This is a genomic window from Bradyrhizobium sp. CCGUVB1N3 (assembly GCF_024199925.1).
In the GTDB taxonomy this organism is placed as follows: domain Bacteria; phylum Pseudomonadota; class Alphaproteobacteria; order Rhizobiales; family Xanthobacteraceae; genus Bradyrhizobium.
Map to the genome: position 1 here is coordinate 6,749,144 of NZ_JANADR010000001.1, position 17,829 is coordinate 6,766,972.

The 17,829-nt window shown below is 62.6% G+C and carries 16 protein-coding genes; 12 read left to right on the plus strand and 4 right to left on the minus strand.

From position 1 onward, the window contains the following. Positions 1–41 precede the first annotated feature (41 nt). The 3 genes from NLM33_RS32115 to NLM33_RS32125 all read left to right on the plus strand — a co-directional run bounded on the left by NLM33_RS32115 (position 42) and on the right by NLM33_RS32125 (position 2,926). On the plus strand, positions 42–1,262 hold the full coding sequence (locus NLM33_RS32115; RefSeq protein ID WP_254102230.1) for a cytochrome P450: 1,221 nt from the start codon (positions 42–44) through the stop codon (positions 1,260–1,262). Between the two features lie 9 nt (positions 1,263–1,271). Then, entirely contained in the window at positions 1,272–1,610 is a 339-nt protein-coding gene (locus tag NLM33_RS32120; protein ID WP_254102232.1) for a 2Fe-2S iron-sulfur cluster-binding protein, read from the plus strand. Between the two features lie 104 nt (positions 1,611–1,714). Then, positions 1,715–2,926: an ABC transporter substrate-binding protein gene (locus NLM33_RS32125; RefSeq protein WP_254102233.1), complete on the plus strand. Its 1,212-nt coding sequence runs from the start codon at positions 1,715–1,717 to the stop codon at positions 2,924–2,926. 197 nt (positions 2,927–3,123) lie between these two features. On the opposite strand, the gene NLM33_RS32130 is transcribed toward NLM33_RS32125, so the two are convergent. Next, positions 3,124–4,110 carry a fumarylacetoacetate hydrolase family protein gene (locus NLM33_RS32130; protein ID WP_254102234.1) on the minus strand — a complete coding sequence of 329 codons (987 nt, stop codon included), beginning with the start codon at positions 4,108–4,110 and terminating at the stop codon, positions 3,124–3,126. 105 nt (positions 4,111–4,215) lie between these two features. Here NLM33_RS32130 and NLM33_RS32135 point away from each other — a divergent pair, with 105 nt between their 5' ends. From NLM33_RS32135 to NLM33_RS32145, 3 genes are all read left to right on the plus strand, one after another. Then, complete coding sequence (locus NLM33_RS32135) at positions 4,216–4,875, plus strand: GntR family transcriptional regulator (protein ID WP_254102235.1); 660 nt, start codon at positions 4,216–4,218, stop codon at positions 4,873–4,875. A gap of 143 nt (positions 4,876–5,018) precedes the next feature. After that, the gene (locus NLM33_RS32140; RefSeq protein WP_254102236.1) at positions 5,019–6,173 is read left to right on the plus strand and encodes an MFS transporter; all 1,155 of its coding nucleotides are present in this window, start codon (positions 5,019–5,021) and stop codon (positions 6,171–6,173) included. Positions 6,174–6,225: 52 nt separating this feature from the next. Beyond that, the gene (locus NLM33_RS32145) at positions 6,226–7,002 is read left to right on the plus strand and encodes a cyclase family protein (protein WP_254102237.1); all 777 of its coding nucleotides are present in this window, start codon (positions 6,226–6,228) and stop codon (positions 7,000–7,002) included. A 37-nt stretch (positions 7,003–7,039) separates the two neighbouring features. Here NLM33_RS32145 and NLM33_RS32150 read toward each other — a convergent pair whose 3' ends face one another. Further along, a complete protein-coding gene (locus NLM33_RS32150) occupies positions 7,040–8,302 on the minus strand; it encodes an NAD(P)/FAD-dependent oxidoreductase (RefSeq protein ID WP_254102239.1) in 1,263 nt (420 codons plus the stop codon). 304 nt (positions 8,303–8,606) lie between these two features. On the opposite strand from NLM33_RS32150, the gene NLM33_RS32155 reads away from it, so the two are divergent. The 5 genes from NLM33_RS32155 to NLM33_RS32175 all read left to right on the plus strand — a co-directional run bounded on the left by NLM33_RS32155 (position 8,607) and on the right by NLM33_RS32175 (position 15,606). Beyond that, positions 8,607–9,779 (plus strand): ABC transporter substrate-binding protein, encoded by a 1,173-nt coding sequence (locus NLM33_RS32155; protein WP_254102241.1) that lies wholly within the window; start codon positions 8,607–8,609, stop codon positions 9,777–9,779. Positions 9,780–10,536: 757 nt separating this feature from the next. After that, the gene (locus tag NLM33_RS32160) at positions 10,537–11,556 is read left to right on the plus strand and encodes a hypothetical protein (protein ID WP_254102243.1); all 1,020 of its coding nucleotides are present in this window, start codon (positions 10,537–10,539) and stop codon (positions 11,554–11,556) included. Between the two features lie 255 nt (positions 11,557–11,811). Continuing rightward, positions 11,812–12,270 (plus strand): hypothetical protein, encoded by a 459-nt coding sequence (locus tag NLM33_RS32165; RefSeq protein WP_254102245.1) that lies wholly within the window; start codon positions 11,812–11,814, stop codon positions 12,268–12,270. 130 nt (positions 12,271–12,400) lie between these two features. Continuing rightward, positions 12,401–14,188, plus strand: coding sequence for a type I secretion system permease/ATPase (locus NLM33_RS32170; protein WP_254102247.1), 1,788 nt, complete (start codon positions 12,401–12,403; stop codon positions 14,186–14,188). Next, positions 14,185–15,606 (plus strand): HlyD family type I secretion periplasmic adaptor subunit, encoded by a 1,422-nt coding sequence (locus tag NLM33_RS32175; RefSeq protein ID WP_371930006.1) that lies wholly within the window; start codon positions 14,185–14,187, stop codon positions 15,604–15,606. The genes NLM33_RS32170 and NLM33_RS32175 overlap by 4 nt, the downstream gene beginning before the upstream one ends. Positions 15,607–15,623: 17 nt before the next feature. Here NLM33_RS32175 and NLM33_RS32180 read toward each other — a convergent pair whose 3' ends face one another. Then, a complete protein-coding gene (locus tag NLM33_RS32180) occupies positions 15,624–16,400 on the minus strand; it encodes a response regulator transcription factor (RefSeq protein WP_254102251.1) in 777 nt (258 codons plus the stop codon). Positions 16,401–16,675: 275 nt separating this feature from the next. Beyond that, positions 16,676–17,260 (minus strand): hypothetical protein, encoded by a 585-nt coding sequence (locus NLM33_RS32185; RefSeq protein ID WP_254102253.1) that lies wholly within the window; start codon positions 17,258–17,260, stop codon positions 16,676–16,678. Between the two features lie 268 nt (positions 17,261–17,528). Here NLM33_RS32185 and NLM33_RS32190 point away from each other — a divergent pair, with 268 nt between their 5' ends. After that, entirely contained in the window at positions 17,529–17,807 is a 279-nt protein-coding gene (locus NLM33_RS32190) for a hypothetical protein (protein WP_254102255.1), read from the plus strand. Positions 17,808–17,829: the final 22 nt, after the last annotated feature.

Sequence of the window (17,829 nt, forward strand, 5' to 3'; positions counted from 1 at the left end):
ATGCGCGCGCGCTCCACAAGCGCAAAGTTGGGAGGATGTGAATGAGTGCAGCCAGCTCCGCTTCGACCGGCGGCCCGCCCGCCATCCCGCATCTCGATGTCGATCCCTTCGCGGTCGCGTTCTTCGCCGATCCTTTCCCAACCCATGACGTGCTGCGGGACGCCGGTGCCGTGGTCTATCTCGACAGATGGAACGTCTATGGCGTTGCGCGCTATGCCGAGGTCCATGCTGTGCTGAACGATCCCGAGACCTTCTGCTCCAGTCGCGGCGTAGGTCTCAGCGACTTCAAGAAGGAGAAGCCGTGGCGGCCGCCGAGCCTGATCCTGGAAGCCGATCCACCTGCACACACGCGCACCCGCGCCGTGCTTTCGCGCGTGCTGTCGCCGACGGTGATGAAGCAGGTGCGCGACCGTTTTGCCGCAGCGGCAGAGGAGAGGGTCGACGTACTGCTCGGGAAGCGCAGCTTCGATGCCATCGCCGATCTTGCAGAAGCCTATCCGCTCTCGATTTTCCCGGATGCGCTGGGCTTGAGGCCGGAAGGCCGCGAGCATCTCATCCCCTATGCGAGCCTGGTGTTCAACGCCTTCGGCCCGCCGAACCAGTTGCGCCAGGAGGCGATCGAGCGCTCGGCGCCGCATCAGGCCTATATCGCCGAGCAATGCCAGCGCGAGAACCTCGCGCCCGGCGGTTTTGGCGCCTGCATCCACGCGCGCGTCGACGAAGGCGAGATCACCGCGACGGAGGCGCCGCTTCTGGTGCGCTCGCTTCTGTCGGCGGGGCTCGATACCACCGTCAACGGCATCGGCGCCGCGGTCTACTGCCTCGCGCGTTTTCCCGATCAATGGCAGCGGCTGCGCGATGATCCGACGCTGGCGCGCAATGCCTTCGAAGAAGCCGTCCGCTTCGAAAGCCCGGTGCAAACCTTCTTCCGCACCACGACGCGCGAGGTCGAGATCGGCGGCGCCAGGATCGGCGAGGGCGAAAAGGTTCTGATGTTCCTCGGCGCTGCCAATCGCGATCCGCGGCGCTGGGACAAGCCCGATACCTATGACATCACCCGCCGCACGTCCGGCCATGTCGGCTTCGGCTCGGGCATTCACATGTGCGTCGGCCAGCTCGTCGCACGCCTCGAGGGTGAGGTGATGCTGTCCGCGCTCGTGCGACGCATCGCGAAGATAGAGATCACGGGCGAACCGAAGCGCCGCTTCAACAACACACTGCGCGGGCTCGACAGCCTGCCGGTCACCATCACTCCGGCCTGAGGATCTTCGATGCCTGCGATCATCTTCATCCATTCCGGCGGCAAGACTTCCGGCGGCAAGACCGATCGCATCGACGTCAGCGACGGCGAGAGCGCCATGCAGGCCGCGACCCGCCACGGCCTCGACGGCATTTTGGCCGAGTGCGGCGGCAATGCGATGTGCGCGACCTGCCATGTCTATGTCGACGATGGCTGGCTTGCGCGCTTGCCCGCGATGGCCGATGACGAGGACGCGCTGCTCGACGGCGCCGCCGCCGAGCGCACGGCCAACAGCCGGCTGTCCTGCCAGATCAAGATCACGCCCGAGCTCGACGGGCTCGTGCTGCGCCTGCCGGAGCGGCAAGTCTGAAGCGATAGGTCTGAAGCGGCAGGTCTGAAGCGGTAGGTCTGACGTCCTGATCGCCATCGGCAACGACCGGTGGCACGGCCGAAAATCCAACAGGAGAGGGAACGATGAAGCACTTGAAGTGGACGCTTGCGCTTGCGGCAAGCCTGATTGGCGGCGCAGCCAGCGCCGAAATAACCGACAACGTCGTGCGCATCGGCGTGCTCAACGACATTTCCGGCATTTTTCAGGACACCAACGGCATGGGCTCTGTCGAAGCCGCGCGCATGGCGGCTGAAGATTTCAACGGTGGGGGCAAGAACATCAAGGTCGAGATCGTCTATGCCGATCACCAGAACAAGGCCGACGTCGGCGCGGCGATCGCGCGCAAATGGCTCGATGTCGAGGGCGTCGATGCGATCGTCGACGTGCCGAATTCGGCGGTCGGCCTCTCCATCAACACGCTGCTGCGCGATAGCCGCATGACGTTCCTGGCATCGTCTACGGCAAGCGCCGACCTCACCGGCAAGGCGTGCTCGCCCAACACCATCCAATGGGTCAACGACACCTGGGCGACCGGCAACACCACGGCGGCTGCGATGGTCTCGCGCGGCGGCAAGGAGTGGTACTTCCTCACGGTCGATTTCGCGCTCGGCAAGGGTATCGAGGCAGAGGCACAGAAATACATCGAGGCGCATGGCGGCAAGGTGATCGGCTCCTCGAAACATCCGCTCGGCACGTCCGATTTCGCCTCGTTCCTGCTGCAGGCGCAGGGCTCGAAGGCGCAGGTGATTGGCCTCGCCAATGCCGGCGGCGACACCATCAACGCAGTGAAGCAGGCCGCCGAGTTCGGCATCCAGCAGGGCGGGCAGAAGCTCGTCGCCTTCCTGCTCTTCATCAACGACGTGCATGGCATGGGGTTGAAGGTCGCGCAGGGTCTCCAGCTCATGGAAGCCTTCTACTGGGACATGAATGACGACACCCGCGCCTCTGCAAAACGCTTCGCGGCGCGCCCCGGCATGAACGGCAAGATGCCGAGCGGCAACCAGGCCGGCGTCTATGCCTCCACGCTCGCCTATCTCAACGCGGTCGCCGCCACCGGCAGCGATAATGCGAAGGACGTCGTCCCCGAGATGAAGAAGTTCAGCGGCAAGGACAAGCTGTTCGGCGACACCGGGATCCGCCAGGACGGTCGCGTCGTGCACCCGATGTATCTGTTCGAGGTGAAGAAGCCGGAGGAGTCGAAATATCCCTACGACTATTACAAGCTGATCTCGACGATATCAGCAGACCAAGCGTTCCGGCCGCTGGCGGAAGGTGGGTGTTCGCTGGTGAAGTAGCTGCAGCCGCGAACGTCGCTACACCCTCTCCCCCTGTGGGAGAGGGTGGCTTCGCGGAACGCGAAGCCGGGTGAGGGGTTTCTCTCCGCGAGTGAAGCTTTGCATTTGAGTTCGCGGACACAACCCCTCATCCGGCGCTTCGCGCCACCTTCTCCCACAGGGGGAGAAGGGAAGACAGTCCGCGAACGCGTTCTTGCTCAGGGCACCCTGCGGACCACCTGGTTACGTAGCTTGCCGATCCTCTCGACCTCGAGTTCGACTGTATCGCCGTGGTTCAACCAGCGATCGAGCTCGAGGCCGCAGCCGCCTCCGACCGTGCCCGAGCCCATGAATTCGCCTGCTCGCAGCGTCTCGTTGCGCGAGACATAGGCGATCATGTCCTCGAACGAGTGCAGCATGCCGCGGCTCGTGCTGTCGGTCCAGATCTCACCATTGACGCGTGCGCGCATGGAAAGATTGTAGGCGTCTGGAATTTCGTCCGCGGTCACGATCCAGGGGCCGATCACGTTGCCGGCATCGAAGCTCTTGCCTTTGGCGGGGCCGAGCATGCCCCGCATTTCCTCAAACTGCGTGTCGCGCGCGGAGAAGTCATTGTAGATCGTGTAGCCGAAGATGTGCTCACGCGCCTTCGCGAGCGGGATGTCGCATCCTCCCTTCGACAGGAAAATCCCGAACTCGAGCTCGAAATCCATCAGCTCGCTATACGCGGGCCACGACACCGTCGCGTCCGGGCCGGACACGCTGAAGCGGTTGGTGATGTAGTAGATCGGCCGATCCCGGTAGACTTGGGGCACGTCCTGGAGCGGTCGTGTCGGCGCATCGCTTGCGACCCCCTTCCGTTGCGCGATGCGGGCCATGCCCGCCGGAGCTTCGCGGATGTGCCCGGGAAAGACCGAAAAATCACGCATCTGCGGCGGCTCGGGGATCGGAGCCAGGAGCCTGATGCGGTCGAGCGGGGAGGAGATGTCCTCGTCCGCCGCACAGGCTTCCACCACCCGACGCGTGGACTCGAGGGCTGCTTCTCCCGCCTCGATCAATTGCAGCAGGCTCGCGCCAACGGCATCCGCGCGGCCCGTTCGTGTCGCAGCGGCCACAAGGTCGAGCACCCGCCGGCCGCCAGCAGTGTCGATGATCGCACCGGGTCGGGCCGACCCGCCGGGCGGAACGAAAGTCGCAAGCTTCATTGACAACTCCCTTGAAAAATATATTTTCTTCTATAAAATATACAAAATTGTCAATCCCGTCGGGCGCCCGCGAACCCGGGACGACCATCAGCGAAGGCAAGGTCCATGGATCAGGATAGCGCGACCCTTACCGAGCGCGCCGAAGCGGCGTTGGAAGTCGCCATCGTCAAGGGCGAGCTGCGGCCGGGCGCGAAGCTCAAGATCGCTGATATCGCGGCTGACTACGGCGTCAGCCAGACGCCGACCCGCGAGGCGCTGTCGCGGTTGGCCTCAAAGGGGCTGGTGATCGCGGTCGGGCAGCGTGGATTCCGAGTGGCGCCGATGAGCGATACGGATCTCGCCGACATCACATCGACGCGAATTGCGCTCGAAGCGGCGGCGCTGCGCCAGTCGATCCGACATGGCGATGCGAAATGGGAGGGAGACATCGTCTCCTGCCTGCACCAGCTCAAGCGTGTCGTCGGTCGATCGAGGATTCTGAAGAATACGCCCGAGCTCGACCGGGTTCACAAATCCTTTCATGCCAGCCTGATCGCGGCTTGCAGCGCATCCAGAACCGTCGGGCTGGCAAGCCAGCTCTACGATCAGGCTTCCCGCTACCGCAACCTGATGCTCTCGAACGCAGTCGTCGCGGAGGAGTTCGTCGCCGAGCATGAAGGGCTCGCAAACGTCGTCCTGTCGCGTTCGGCCAGTGCAGCTGTGACGAAGCTCACCGACCATCTCGAGCGCACCTACTGCGACATCTACGGGGCAATGCCCGACTAGAGCCGAGCCAGCATCTGCGCGCCAGAAGAACCCAAAGAAGAGCGCAGAGAGAATTCAGTACGAGGGAGGGAATTGTGAGTTCTGTCGATCATGTAGTCCAGCTACAGAAGGACGAGATCAGCCGCGGTTGGCTGATCTTGGTCATGGCGCTCATCGGGATTGGCGTTGGCGCGGCATCTCTGCTGTTTTACAGCATTGGGGTCTTTTTCGAGCCTCTCCAGCAGGAGTTTGGCTGGAATCGCGGGCAGATTTCGGGAGCCCTGATCTATCTCACCGCGGGATTCGTGGTGTCAGGACCGATCGTCGGATCGCTCATTGATCGCTTCGGCGCGCGCATCGTTGCGCTGGTGTCCATCCCATTGCTGATTGTGAGCATCGTCGGCCTCGGCGGAATGAATGGCTCGATCGTCGTGTTCTACGTCCTGTTCTTCGCGGCGGGGTGTCTGGGTGCGGGAACGACACCGGTGGTCTACACGCGGATCGTGAATGGAAACTTCAAGGTATCGCGCGGCCTGGCGCTTGGTATCGTGCTGGCTGGGACCGGGATCGCGGCTCTTGCGTTGCCTCCCTTGCTGGCCTCGCAAATCGCGTCGCTGGGGTGGCGTTCAGGATTCATCGTCATGGCGATGCTTGCAGCGATCGCCTGGCCGATGGTCTATTTCGGCTTCAGGGATCTGGAAGGCGCGGCACGGCCAGCGGCCAAGGCAGCGGAAGGTATTGACCGTTCCGAGGCACTGAGATCCAGGATCTTTTGGACGATTGCGATCGGATTCCTGGCGGTTGCGGCTGCGATATCCGGGATGGTGGTACACATGATTCCGTTGTTGCGAGACGCGGGTCTCCCGGTACCGAGAGCTGCCGCGATCGCTTCGCTGATTGGCGTTGGTGTCATCATTGGTCGTGTCCTGATTGGATGGACCATCGACCGCCTGTTTGCGCCCCGCGTAGCAGGTGCGGTGTTCCTGATCACTGCAGGAGGATGCGTGCTCTTGAATGTCGGGGGCGCACAGACCGCTCCGATCGCAGCTTTCCTGATCGGCTTTGCCCTCGGCGCGGAAATCGATCTCATCGCCTATCTAACCGCCCGCTATTTCGGAATGCGCAACTACGGCTTTCTCTATGGTCTGGCATATTCGATCTTTAGCGTGGGCGCAGCGCTCGGGCCTGCCGTCACGGGAAATCTGTTCGACATCAACAAGAACTACAGTGCCGCCCTTTGGCTGATGGCGGCCTGTCTCGTCTTCGGTGCGCTGGCGATGAGCACGTTGCCGCGCTTCCAGAAGAACCCGCAGCAATAGCGAGCACGGCGCATCCGCGTGTGCGGACCGCGCAACGAATGGATCAGAGCACATGACGAGACGATTGATCGACATTTCGGTGCCGTTGCAGAACGACGTGCCTGCCGATCCGCCGGGCAACCGGCCGAGCATTCAGTACATCGACCATCAACAGGGGCTGCCGGGCATGTTGCAGTTCTTTGCCGGCCTGAAGGCGGAGGATTTGCCGGACGGCCAGGGCTGGGCGGTCGAGCATGTGGCACTCTCCACTCACAATGGCACGCATCTGGATGCGCCCTGGCACTTTCACCCGACGATGAATCGCGGCGAACGCTCGTGGACCATCGACGAGGTGCCGCTGGAATGGTGTCTGCAGCCAGCCGTGAAACTCGATTTCCGGCATCTGCCGGATGGTTATGTGGCGACTGCGAAGGACGTCGAAGATGAGCTCACACGGATCGGCCATACGCTGAACCCTCTCGAGATCGTCATCGTCAATACCAGTGCCGGAGCCAAGTTTGGCCGGCCCGACTACGTCAACTCCGGTTGCGGGCTGGGTCATGAGGCGACGATGTACCTGTTGGAGCGCGGCGTGCGGTTGACCGGAACGGATGCCTGGAGTTGGGACGCGCCCTTTGTCCTCACTGCGCAGAAATATGCCGAGACCCGCGACGCTTCGTTGATCTGGGAAGGCCATAAGGCCGGCCGGCACATCGGCTACTGCCACCTTGAAAAGCTGCACAATCTCGATCTGCTGCCTTCGACCGGCTTCAGCGTATCGTGCTTCCCGGTCAAGATCGCGCATGCATCGGCTGGCTGGACCCGCGCGGTTGCGATTCTCGACGGTTGAGGTGTCGGAGATGCTTTCAACGAAGTAGCCAGCGCCGTCACCCCACCTTGCTGCTGCCTTGCGTGATCAGGCGTGCGGCGCGCTGGTCGCGAACGTAGATCCAGAGCCAGGTGAGCGCGACGGTGAGGCGATGGCGCAGGCCGATCAGGAAGTAGATGTGGGCGATGCCCCAGATCCACCACGCGATCGCGCCGCGCAGTTTCACCCGGCCGAAATCGATCACCGCGAGCCGCTTGCCGATCTGCGCGAGGCTGCCGGCGTGCTTGTAGCGGAACGGGCCGAGCTTCTCGCCCCGCAGCCGTGCCTTGATGAGGTTCGCGACATAGCGTCCCTGCTGCTTGGCCGCCGGCGCGATGCCGGGCACCGGCTTGCCGTCCCACGCGGAAATCGTGACGGTGTCGCCGATGGCGAAGACATCCGGATGGCCGGGCACGGTCAGATCATCGGCGACCTCGACGCGGCCGGCGCGGTCGGCCGGTGCATTCAACCATTCGGCGGCGGGCGAGGCGCGCACACCGGCCGCCCAGATCCGGGTCTTCGCATTCAGCTGCTGCCCGCCATAGACCACGCCGTCGCGGTCAACCTCGGTGACGGGCTGGCCCAGCACGACCTCGACGCCGATCTTTTCCAGCGAAGCCTGCGCATAGGCCGAGAGATCGTCGGCAAAGCCCGCGAGCACGCGGGGGCCGGCCTCGATCAGCACGACGCGCGCCTTGCGCGTGTCGATGTTGCGAAAATCGCCAGGCAGCGTGTGATGCGCCATCTCGGCGATAGTGCCGGCAAGCTCGACGCCGGTCGGACCGGCGCCGATGATGACGAAGGTGAGGCGCGCGGCACGGCGCTCCGGATCGGTCTCGCGTTCGGCGCGCTCGAACGCGAGCAGGATGTGACGCCGCAGCGTGGTCGCATCCTCCAGCGTCTTCAAGCCGGGTGCCCACTGCTCCCATTCGTCGTGGCCGAAATAGGCGTGGCGGACACCGGTCGCGAGCACCAGCGTGTCGTAGGGAACTTCGCTGCCGTCATCGAGCAGCACGGCGCGCCGCTCGGCATCGACCCCGCTCACGGTCGCAAACAGCGTCGTCACTTCGCGCCGCGCCCGCATGAGGTGGCGGACCGGCCAGGCGATATCGCTGGTTGCAAGCGAAGCGGTCGCGACCTGGTAGAGCAGCGGCTGAAACAGATGATGGTTGCGGCGGTCGATCAGCGTGATCTCGACCGGGCTGCCTGCGAGCCGATAGGTCGTCTCAAGCCCGCCAAAGCCGGCTCCGACGATGACGACGCGGTGGGGTTTCGCAGTCATGAAAGCGGCCCTCGATTCGCTGGATGTGCGCCACCCATTAAAGAGCGAAGACGGGGTCTCGGTCCAATAGCCGTCATCAATTGAGGAATAGAGCCGGGGTATCGAAGGGGGCGCGAACATGCGCCGCAGTCCTCGCCAAAGTGAGTAGAACTATATTTCTTGCCATCCGGGATGGGGGCGAATTATGGTGCAGGGGCGGGCGCTGAGCCATTGACGGCTCTCACGATTTTGCGTCCTAAACAGAACGATCCGGAAGCGGGCCATCCGCCATTTCGGGGCAATGAAAGCGAGGAGGGGAGTGGTTATGAGGACGGCATTCTGGCTGGCGGGTGCGGCTGCGCTCGCGCTGGCAAGCCCGGCATCGGCCGGCGACACCATCAAGATCGGCTTCGTCTCGACCTTCAGCGGCCCGACCGCGGTGATCGGCAACGACATGCGCAACTCCTTCGAGCTCGCGCTCGACCATCTCGGCCGCAAGATGGACGGCAAGCCGGTCGAGGTGGTCTACGAGGATGACCAGCAGAAGCCCGATGTCGGCAAGCAGAAGACCGAAAAGCTCGTGCAGTCCGACAAGGTCGATTTCATCGTCGGCTACATCTGGTCCAACGTGCTGCTCGCCTCGCTCAAGACCGCGGTGGACTCGAAGACCTTCCTGATCTCGGCCAATGCCGGCCCGTCGCAGCTCGCCGGCGAGCTGTGCTCTCCCTATGTCTTCTCGACCTCCTGGCAGAACGACCAGACGCCGCAGGCGATGGGCCAGTACATGAACCAGAAGGGCGTCAAGAGCGTCTTCCTGATCGGGCCGAACTACGCCGCGGGCAAGGACATGCTTGCGGGCGTGAAGAGCACTTTCAAGGGCGAGATCAAGGGCGAGGAATATACGGTGTGGCCGAGCCAGCTCGATTTCTCCGCCGAGCTCTCCAAGGCCCGCGCCTCGGGCGCCGAGTCGATCTTCGTGTTCTATCCCGGTGCGGCCGGCGTACAGTTCCTCAATCAGTATGTACAGGCGGGCCTGAAGACCCAGATTCCGCTCTACACGGTGTTCACCGTCGACGAGCTGTCGCTGCCGCTCCAGAAGGAGAATGCGCTGGGTATCCCTGGCGCGCAGGAATGGGTCAACGATCTCCCGAACGAGGAGAACAAGCGCTTCGTCGCCGACTACCGCAAGAAGTACACCAACCTGCGCCCGACCTACTACGGAGCGCAAGCCTACGACGCGGCCCAGCTCATCAACAGCGCGGTCGTGGCGGTGAAGGGCGACACCAGCAAGAAGGACGCGATGAAGGCCGAGATGGAAAAGGCCAACATCAAGTCGCTGCGCGGTTCGTTCAAGTACGGCAACAACCACATCCCGATCCAGAACTTCTATCTCCAGGACGTGGTGAAGGACGCCGACGGCCAGCTCGCGCTGAAGACGGTCGCCACCATCGTCAAGGACGACCAGGACCGCTTCCACGACAAGTGCCCGATGAAGTGAGGCCTGGCCTCTCCCTCTCTCCGCTCTTCGCGGGGAGGGGGTGGGGTGAGGGGTTGTTTCCGCAATCACGCTGACAGTTCGACGCGCGGTGAGTTCCCGTCACCCGCAATTCCTGCTGCGTGAATTGCGGCTTCTCGCCGCAGGCGGGGCGAGGCGAAGACCTACACCTGCGGTCTGCTCGCGGAGACGGCCTTCACACCCATCGCGTCGTCGATACGACCTCTCGGAAAAGCTGTCCGCTGCCAAACGGGTGTAGACGATCTGAGGTCCTCCATTCGAATCGCTGCACTCGAATTGACGACTCGGCTTTTGACCTGCCCAGGCTGACACTCCTTGACGTCGGGGAGAGGGCCCGTCCGGTTGCGACGAGGGAGGCGACATGAATTTCCGGTACCCGTCGGACGCGATCGTACCGCTTCACCGCGACCACCATCACGTGGACGATGGTGGCTATGACAGGTTCGCTTCCACATCGAGGGACTCTGCGCCTTCCTCCATGCCGACATTCGGAGACGATGGAGCTGGCGCCCATGGCCGGCTCTGGTTTGCGAGCCACGAGGCGCACTCTCCCACCGGAATCATGAGCCGGCACGACGCCGTGTCTTCCGAGCCCGATAGCCACCACGCCGCTCCATCAGCTGGAGCCGGATCTGGATCGGGCAATCCGGGCCTCGGTTCGGTCCAAAGCCTCGCTTCGGTCCAAAGCGGAGACACCGCGGCCGGTAATGGCGGAGATGGCTATTCCTATGGAGGCATCGTGCACGCCTCCATTCTGATCTATGAACCGATCAACATATCGGTGTCCGTCGGATACGGCTCCGTTGCCCTGGCCGAGCAAACCAACGACGTGAATGTCGATCAATCCGCCTTTCAGATGGCGGGCGTCGGGGGAGATGGCGGCAACGGCAATATCGCGTCAGGAGGCGGCGTCGGCGTCGCCTCCACCGGCTCCGCCGTGATCGCGACTGGCGGCAGCGGCGCTGGCAACGGGGGCGACGGCTATTTCTCCGGCGCGCTGGTTGACGCTCCCGTCGTGATCTACCATCCGGTCAATATTGCGGTGGCTGGCCCAGGCGGCACAGCCTACGCAAGCCAGTCGAATGCGGTCGATATCAATCAGTCGGTCGTCCAGATCGCAGGTGTTGGTGGGAGCGGCGGAAACGGCAACGTCGCCGGCGGCGGCAGCGTCATCACGCTCGATCCCGCCTGGGGATCAAGCAACGGCGGAAACGCCTGGCACTTGGTCGAGACGGGTGGCAGCCAGGCCGGCAATGGCGGAGATGGTTCCTTCCATGGAGGGCTCGTTCATACGTCCTTCGTGCTGTATGACCCGATCAACATTGCGGTCGCGGGTTACAACTCCAGCGCTTACGCGATCCAGACCAATAGCGTGTATGTGGATCAGTCCGCCCTTCAGATAGCCGGTATCGGCGGGCAAGGGGGCAACGGAAACGTTGCGATGGGCGGCAGCCTTGTCTCTCACAGCTTGTGGGGCGGCTCCGATGCGATTGCGACCGGAGCCAACGGCGCCGGCAATGGCGGGAGCGGCCATTCCTCGGGGAGCCTGATCGACGTCAGCGTCGCGATCTATGCTCCCATCAATATTGCGATCGCCGGCCCGCATTCGACGGCGGTGGCCGATCAGACCAACGACGTGCACATCGACCAGAGCGCGGTACAGATCGCCGGAGTGGGCGGCGACGGCGGCCACGGCAATCTCGCGCTGGGCGGCGATCTTGCCACACATCTTCTGTCGGATCTCCACCTGACGGCGTAGCGAGACTTGCGCCGACGTGCGACGCGGCCGGCCTTGTCGAGACGCCACGCACGCAAGCACTCGGACGCGCCCTGACGTCCGCGGCGTCAAGGTGGCATCACAAGGGGCATACTTTCGTGCGTAGGCCTACCAAACCGGATGGTGTCCGATTTGACATCTATCGCCGCCCTACGTGCGCGGACCAAAGTTGCTGAGCGTATCCGTCTGATCGGGACGGATGATGCTTGCAAGTCAACAAACGCAGGGAGTCTCCAAATGATGCCCAAGGCGATCAACATTTCAGATTCAATCGGATTCAAATCGATCGACACCGGCGGTCAAAGTGTCGGAAACGGCGGTGACGGTACTTCCAAGGGAGCCATTATCAACAAGCCGACGCTCACCTTCGACCCAACCAACAAGGCGGAAGGTGCCGACGTGCACGTCAACACTGGCGATCACGTCAAGCAAACGGCGGACTGGGAGGCGGGCGGCGCGAACGCGACCGCCTCATGGTTCGCAAAGGCCCATGGCGGAACCGCTACGTCGAACGGAAGCCAGAGTTCGGACAGCGGCCACGACACCTCCAAGGTCTACGCCAATACGGACGCCACTCAGATCAACAAGCTCTGGGTAGACCAGCACCAGGATGTGGTGGCCGGTATCGGCGGTAACGGTGGAAGCGGCAACGCCGCGCTAGGTGGAGAGGTGGACTTCCACTTCGACGCGCTCTGACCAGCTGCTCGTCGCGTGGCGGGGACCGGCGGCGCGTGCCGCCGGTCCCGGAATTTCAGCCAATGGTTCGTCGTCGCGTCCGATCGACGGGCGGCGTGAGGCCAAACCCAATCTCCGGCGGTGACAAAAAATGCTGATGCCGCCCCTCCGAACACCGCTTCTGCCACCAGCCCGGACTTCGCTGGAAGCTGCACTTTGGACCTGCGTGGCCCCGCTTGGTCTCGTGTTCGCGTATAGCTGCAGCTACAATCTGCTGCTATTTGCGCCGTCAATATACCTGCTTCAGATCTACGATCGGGTCTTGTCGAGCCGGAGCGGCGACACGCTTCTGATGCTCACCCTCATCGTTGCGCTGACGGTCGTCGTCGGTGGAGTGCTCGATGCCTTGCGCCGCGTCCTGTTGGGCCGCCTCGGCGCATGGGTTGAAGACCGACTTCGTCCTTCCGTGCTTTCCGCGTGCCTCGAATCCGCCTTTCGCGGCGATTGGGCCCAGTCGCCGGACGCATATCGGGATCTCACGGCTCTGCGCCAGTTCGTCGAATCCAGCGCGTGCCCGCTGCTGTTCGATGCGCTCTGGACACCCTTCTTTCTCTGCGTCCTTTTTCTCGTCCATCCGTTGCTTGGGGTCGTGGGAGCCTGCAGCGTGGTTCTGCTGTTCGGCCTCACGCTTGCAGCCGACCTGCTCACGGACGATGCTACGGTCAAGTCCGGCGCCGCGTTGTCCAAGAGCTACGGCCGGCTCGTAGCGGCGATCGGCAATATTCACTTGATCCGCGCAATGGGAATGATGGATGGCACAGCGCGCCTGATCTACAACGACGCACAGGAAGCGCGCAGAGAGCACGACGTTGCGCTCTCGCGATGCGCGCTCGTGATGCTCGCAACCAAGCCGTTACGCGCGCTGTCGCAGGTCGCGATCATGGGAGCGGCAGCGTGGCTGGTGATCGACTACGGCAAGAGCCCGGCAATCATTTTTGTGGCGACATTGATGTTTGGCCGTGCCGTCGCTCCGGTCGAAGGTGCGATCGCAAGCTGGAAATCACTCGCGACGGCCATGAAGGCCTATCGGCGACTCGACGCCGTGCTCGCGGCAATCCCGGCCGCGGGAGTGAATACAGAATTCTCATCCCAGCGGCCGCCGAGCGGCCTGGTCGTCGATAAGGTCAGCCTGAAGCCGCCCAGCTCCAACAACTTTCTGTTGAAGGGCGTCTCGTTCAGCCTCGCGCCCGGCGAATGCCTTGGCATCATCGGTCCATCCGGTTCGGGCAAGTCGCTGCTTGGCCAAGTCATCGCCGGACTTACGATGCCGACGCACGGTCGCGTCTTGCTCGACAGTGCCGACGTATCGCTGCTCCGCGAGGGACGAGGCGGTCGCCACCTGGGATACCTGCCTCAAGACATCAATCTCCTCGGCGAAACGATAAACGAGATCATCGCGCGGCTTGACGATGCCGATCCACGGGAGATCGTCGAGACCGCCAAGCTCGTCGGCATCCACGATGCGATCATGCGGCTGCCGCAAGCCTACCACACCGTGGTTCCCAGCGGGGGCGCGGCCTTTTCTCGCGGATATCGCCAGCGCCTCGGCCTTGCTCGGGCCTTCTTCCGCAACCCGCGCCTCGTCGTTCTCGACGAGCCGAACGCCAGCCTCGACTATGCAGGGGAGCGGATGCTGCTAGACGCCATCGAGCAGTTGAAGATCGCCAATGTCATGGTGGTCGTGGTCACCCACCGGATGGGTATCCTCGGAGCCACGGACAAGATCGCCATCATGGAAGGCGGCGCGGTCATCGCGTTCGGCGAAAGCGAGGAAATCTTCGAGCGGCATCTGAGCAGGCCCCAGGTGATATCGCAAGTCGCGCCAGCCGAGAGCGCGCTGGCTACCGCCAAGGTGCCGGGACAGCCGGTTCGCCCATGATCCGGAAACCGAAAGCGCGCGTGCCCCTGCGCACCCCACCCGCGGGGCGAAGGTTTGGAGTCGTGATTACCGCAATCGACGATTACGAGCCCCTTGAGTTTCCATGGTGCACGGCCCCGACACCGATCTCACCACGCACGAGGCTCCGCAGCGTGACGCTCGCAGGCAACCTGCTTGTGGTCTGCTTCATGCTGGGGCTGGGTGTGTGGTCCAGCCTGGCTCCGCTGGAGAGCGCGGCGATCGCTTCCGGTGTCGTGGAATCGGAATCGAGCCGCAAGACCATCCAGCATCTTGAGGGCGGCATCATCGGGAAGATTCTGGTTTCAGATGGCGACGTCGTGCGCAGCGGTCAGGCATTGATCGCGCTCGACGACACCAGAGCTCGTGCCGAGGTACAAAGCCTTCAAGGCCAGCTGTGGGATGCAATGGCACGTGTAGCCCGGCTTGAAGCCGAGCAGCGCGGATATGAGAAGCTTTCGTTTTCGGACACGCTGGAGCGGGCTGCCAGCGCGAACCTGGCCGCGGCCACCATTCTGTCGGCGCAGCAGACCGTCTTTCTGGCTCGGCGGAAGGTGTTTCAGTCGCAGGTGACGGTCCTTCGAGAAAGAAGAGGCCAGGTCGAGAAGGAGATCGAGGGCCTCAAGGCCCAGGAGACCGCGGTCGCGCAGCGCATCGATATCGCCAGGGAGGAGCTCGACATGGTCGCCACCCTCGTCAGCAAGGGCCTCGAGCGGCGACCGCGCCTTTTGAATCTTCAGCGGGAACTGGCGGACATTGAAGGGCGTCGGGGCGAGATCGCCGCGCAGATTTCACGTGCGGGGCTAGTGATCAGTGAATCGCAGGCAAACCTGATCAAGCTCGAGAGCGACAGGCAGAACGAGATCGTACAAGCGTTGCGTGAGGCACAGAACCAGATATTCCAGCTGCGCGAGCGCTTGCCGACGGCCCAGGACCAGTTGTCGCGAACGGAGATCAAGGCGCCCGAGGACGGCGTGGTGACCGACCTCCGGGTTCATACGCCGGGAGGCGTGATCGGAGCGGGGGCTCCACTCATGGATCTGGTGCCCCGGCAGGATCGCCTGATCGTCACCGCCCGTCTGAGGCCCGAGGACATCGATGTGGTTCATCCCGGCCTGAATGCCGAGGTGCACCTCGTGCCGTACAATCAGCGTCGTGTGCCGCGGCTGAAAGGAATCGTGACGCATGTGTCGGCCGACCGGCTTCTCGACAAGCGGACCGACCAGCCATACTACGCGACGAAAATTCGCGTCGACGACGCACAGATCGCCGCAAACGACATTCAGATCATTCCGGGGATGCCGGTTCAGGTTTTCATCACGACAGGGCGCGGCACCGTCGCGCTCTACGCGCTAAGGCCCTTGCTCGACAGTTTCCATGGCGCGTTCCGCGAGGATTGAGCATCGCGGCGCGGCACCTATGCCTCGGGAATCGAAGACGCGTTCGTCTCGGTGTCGCGGCCATGTGCTGACAATCGACCGCTCCAGCGGAGAACCGCTTCGGTGCGGTTGCGGGCAGCGCATTTTCGCATGATGTGCTGAATGTGCATTTTGACGGTGTTTTCGGAAAGGTTCAGCTTGGCGGCAATCAATTTGTTGGGCAGACCAAGCTCCAGCTCCGTCAGCACTTGCTGCTCGCGAGGTGTGAAATCGGTCGTATTCCTGTCGGTCGTGCTTTTCTCACCATTTAAGTACGCTGATCCAAGCGCGCGAGGATATGCCTGGTCGAGCCCGGGTGCCTTGCTCAACTCGATGACCGGCAGTGGTCTGTAGACCCCGCCGGCCAGAACAAGGCGCAGACCGGCAACAGCGACTTCGATGGGAAGTGACGTGGAAAAGAAACCGCGTACACCCCGCTGCATTGCGGCCAGTGCGGTGGCCTCGTCATCACGATTGGAGATGAGGGCGATGGAAGCGTTTGGGCAACACTCCGCGACCAGCGCAAGATCGTCCTCGACGGTGCGATCGTCCGGCGGCTTGTCCCAGATGCTCAGCGCGACCAGACGAACGTCCTGTCCAGGCAGGCAATCCAGTCCCTGGGTGGTCGCCATGTCGACGATCTCGAGCGACGCCAGTTCGCGCCTGAGAATACTCAGAATGCTGGTGCGCGTGAGCGTAAGCGGCTCGATGAGCACCAGGACGGGCAATTGCAGGGATTCGTTGAGCCGTTCAGCGGAATGAACCTGATCGTGCATAATGTCCTCGAATGTAAAGAACTCTGTAAGCTCACCTCACCAATTCCGCGACCGCAACGCGCTGCGCATCGGCGAGCCAATGCTTCAATTTCATCTTGCGGTCCTGCCTGCGCACCCTTGGACCGGGGCGCAGCCGTCAGTTCAGTTGCCAGGAAGTTCTTTCCACGCAATTCTTTCCACGTAATTCATCGCACGGTCGCGCGCCTCGCGATCGCACTCCGCTCTTCGATCGAGCGCAAACCTCCGCGACGTTCGGTTCGCTTGCACCTCACGCTCTAGTTACAGATGTTGCGATAAGCGATCGCCGCCGCCGAATTTGCTGGCCCGTCGACGACGTAGGCATCGTTCTCCTTCACGAGATAGAGAAAGGGCCTTTCTCCAGTCTCCTCGCCTGACGCATTTTTCCCTTTGACGCGCCCGCAAATGGTGTCCACGGAGCGCCCCAGTGTGTTCTTCCTAACGGCCCGCTTCATATCGCTGAATTCGGCAGAGTCCGGATCTTCCATCTTTGCTGCGATCGAAACCTTTGCCTTGTTCAGCACGGAATCAGAAGCTCCCTCGGCTGAGTTGGATGGCGAGACGCGGTTCCATGTCACCGGAGGTGCTGCTCTGGCCACATTGTTGTTGCCGCGCTTCTTCTCCAACGGTGTTTTGTCCGATCTTGCCGCGGCCGCTGGACTCGCTCTTGCAATCAACGGATCCGGCCCGAGTGCAGCAGGCTTCACAGCCGCAGGGTGAGCCATTGCGACTCTGTCAAAACAGGGTTGCGGGCCGCAGCCCAGGAAGTAACCCTGGGAGGGCGCAAAGAAGCCAAAGCCGATCAAGATTCCGGCCAGCACGCCAATGAAAAGCAGTCCCATCCGATTCGACTCCTCGGGGACGGAGTTCGGTTCGCACTTATGACTAAGACGTACTTTCGCGCTGGTGACCCATTAGTTGCGCAAAAGCATTAAGCGCTCATTAAACGTTTTTTAGATCAGAGGTTGCGCGCCACCCAATGTATCGCGCGAAGATTGATTCAAGCGGCGCGCCACGAGACCTTGCGCTGGTCCGATTTCAGACTCAAATCCGCCGGCGACTCAGTGAATTCCTTCGAATACGGCTCGGGGCGTGTTCTGGGGATTTGCCATGACTAGCGAGTATTTGCAGCGCCGCGAGAAACAGGAAGTCATTTCAACTGCGGACGATGTCGCGTCCAATGATGCGTTCGGGCGCTTGTCACCACAGCTTCTCGAAGAGTTTGACGACGATGAATCGCCGTCAGATGAAGTTCTGCGGCTCCTTGAGGAGAATGCACGGCTTCGTGCGCTTGCGGTCGAGCTATCGAACCTCGTCGGAAACCTGTCCAATCGAGAGTGGAATGCCGCGCTGACGCCTGCTGAAGATCGTGAAAAGGCCGGCGGGTAGTCGGAGCTCGATTGCTGTCGCC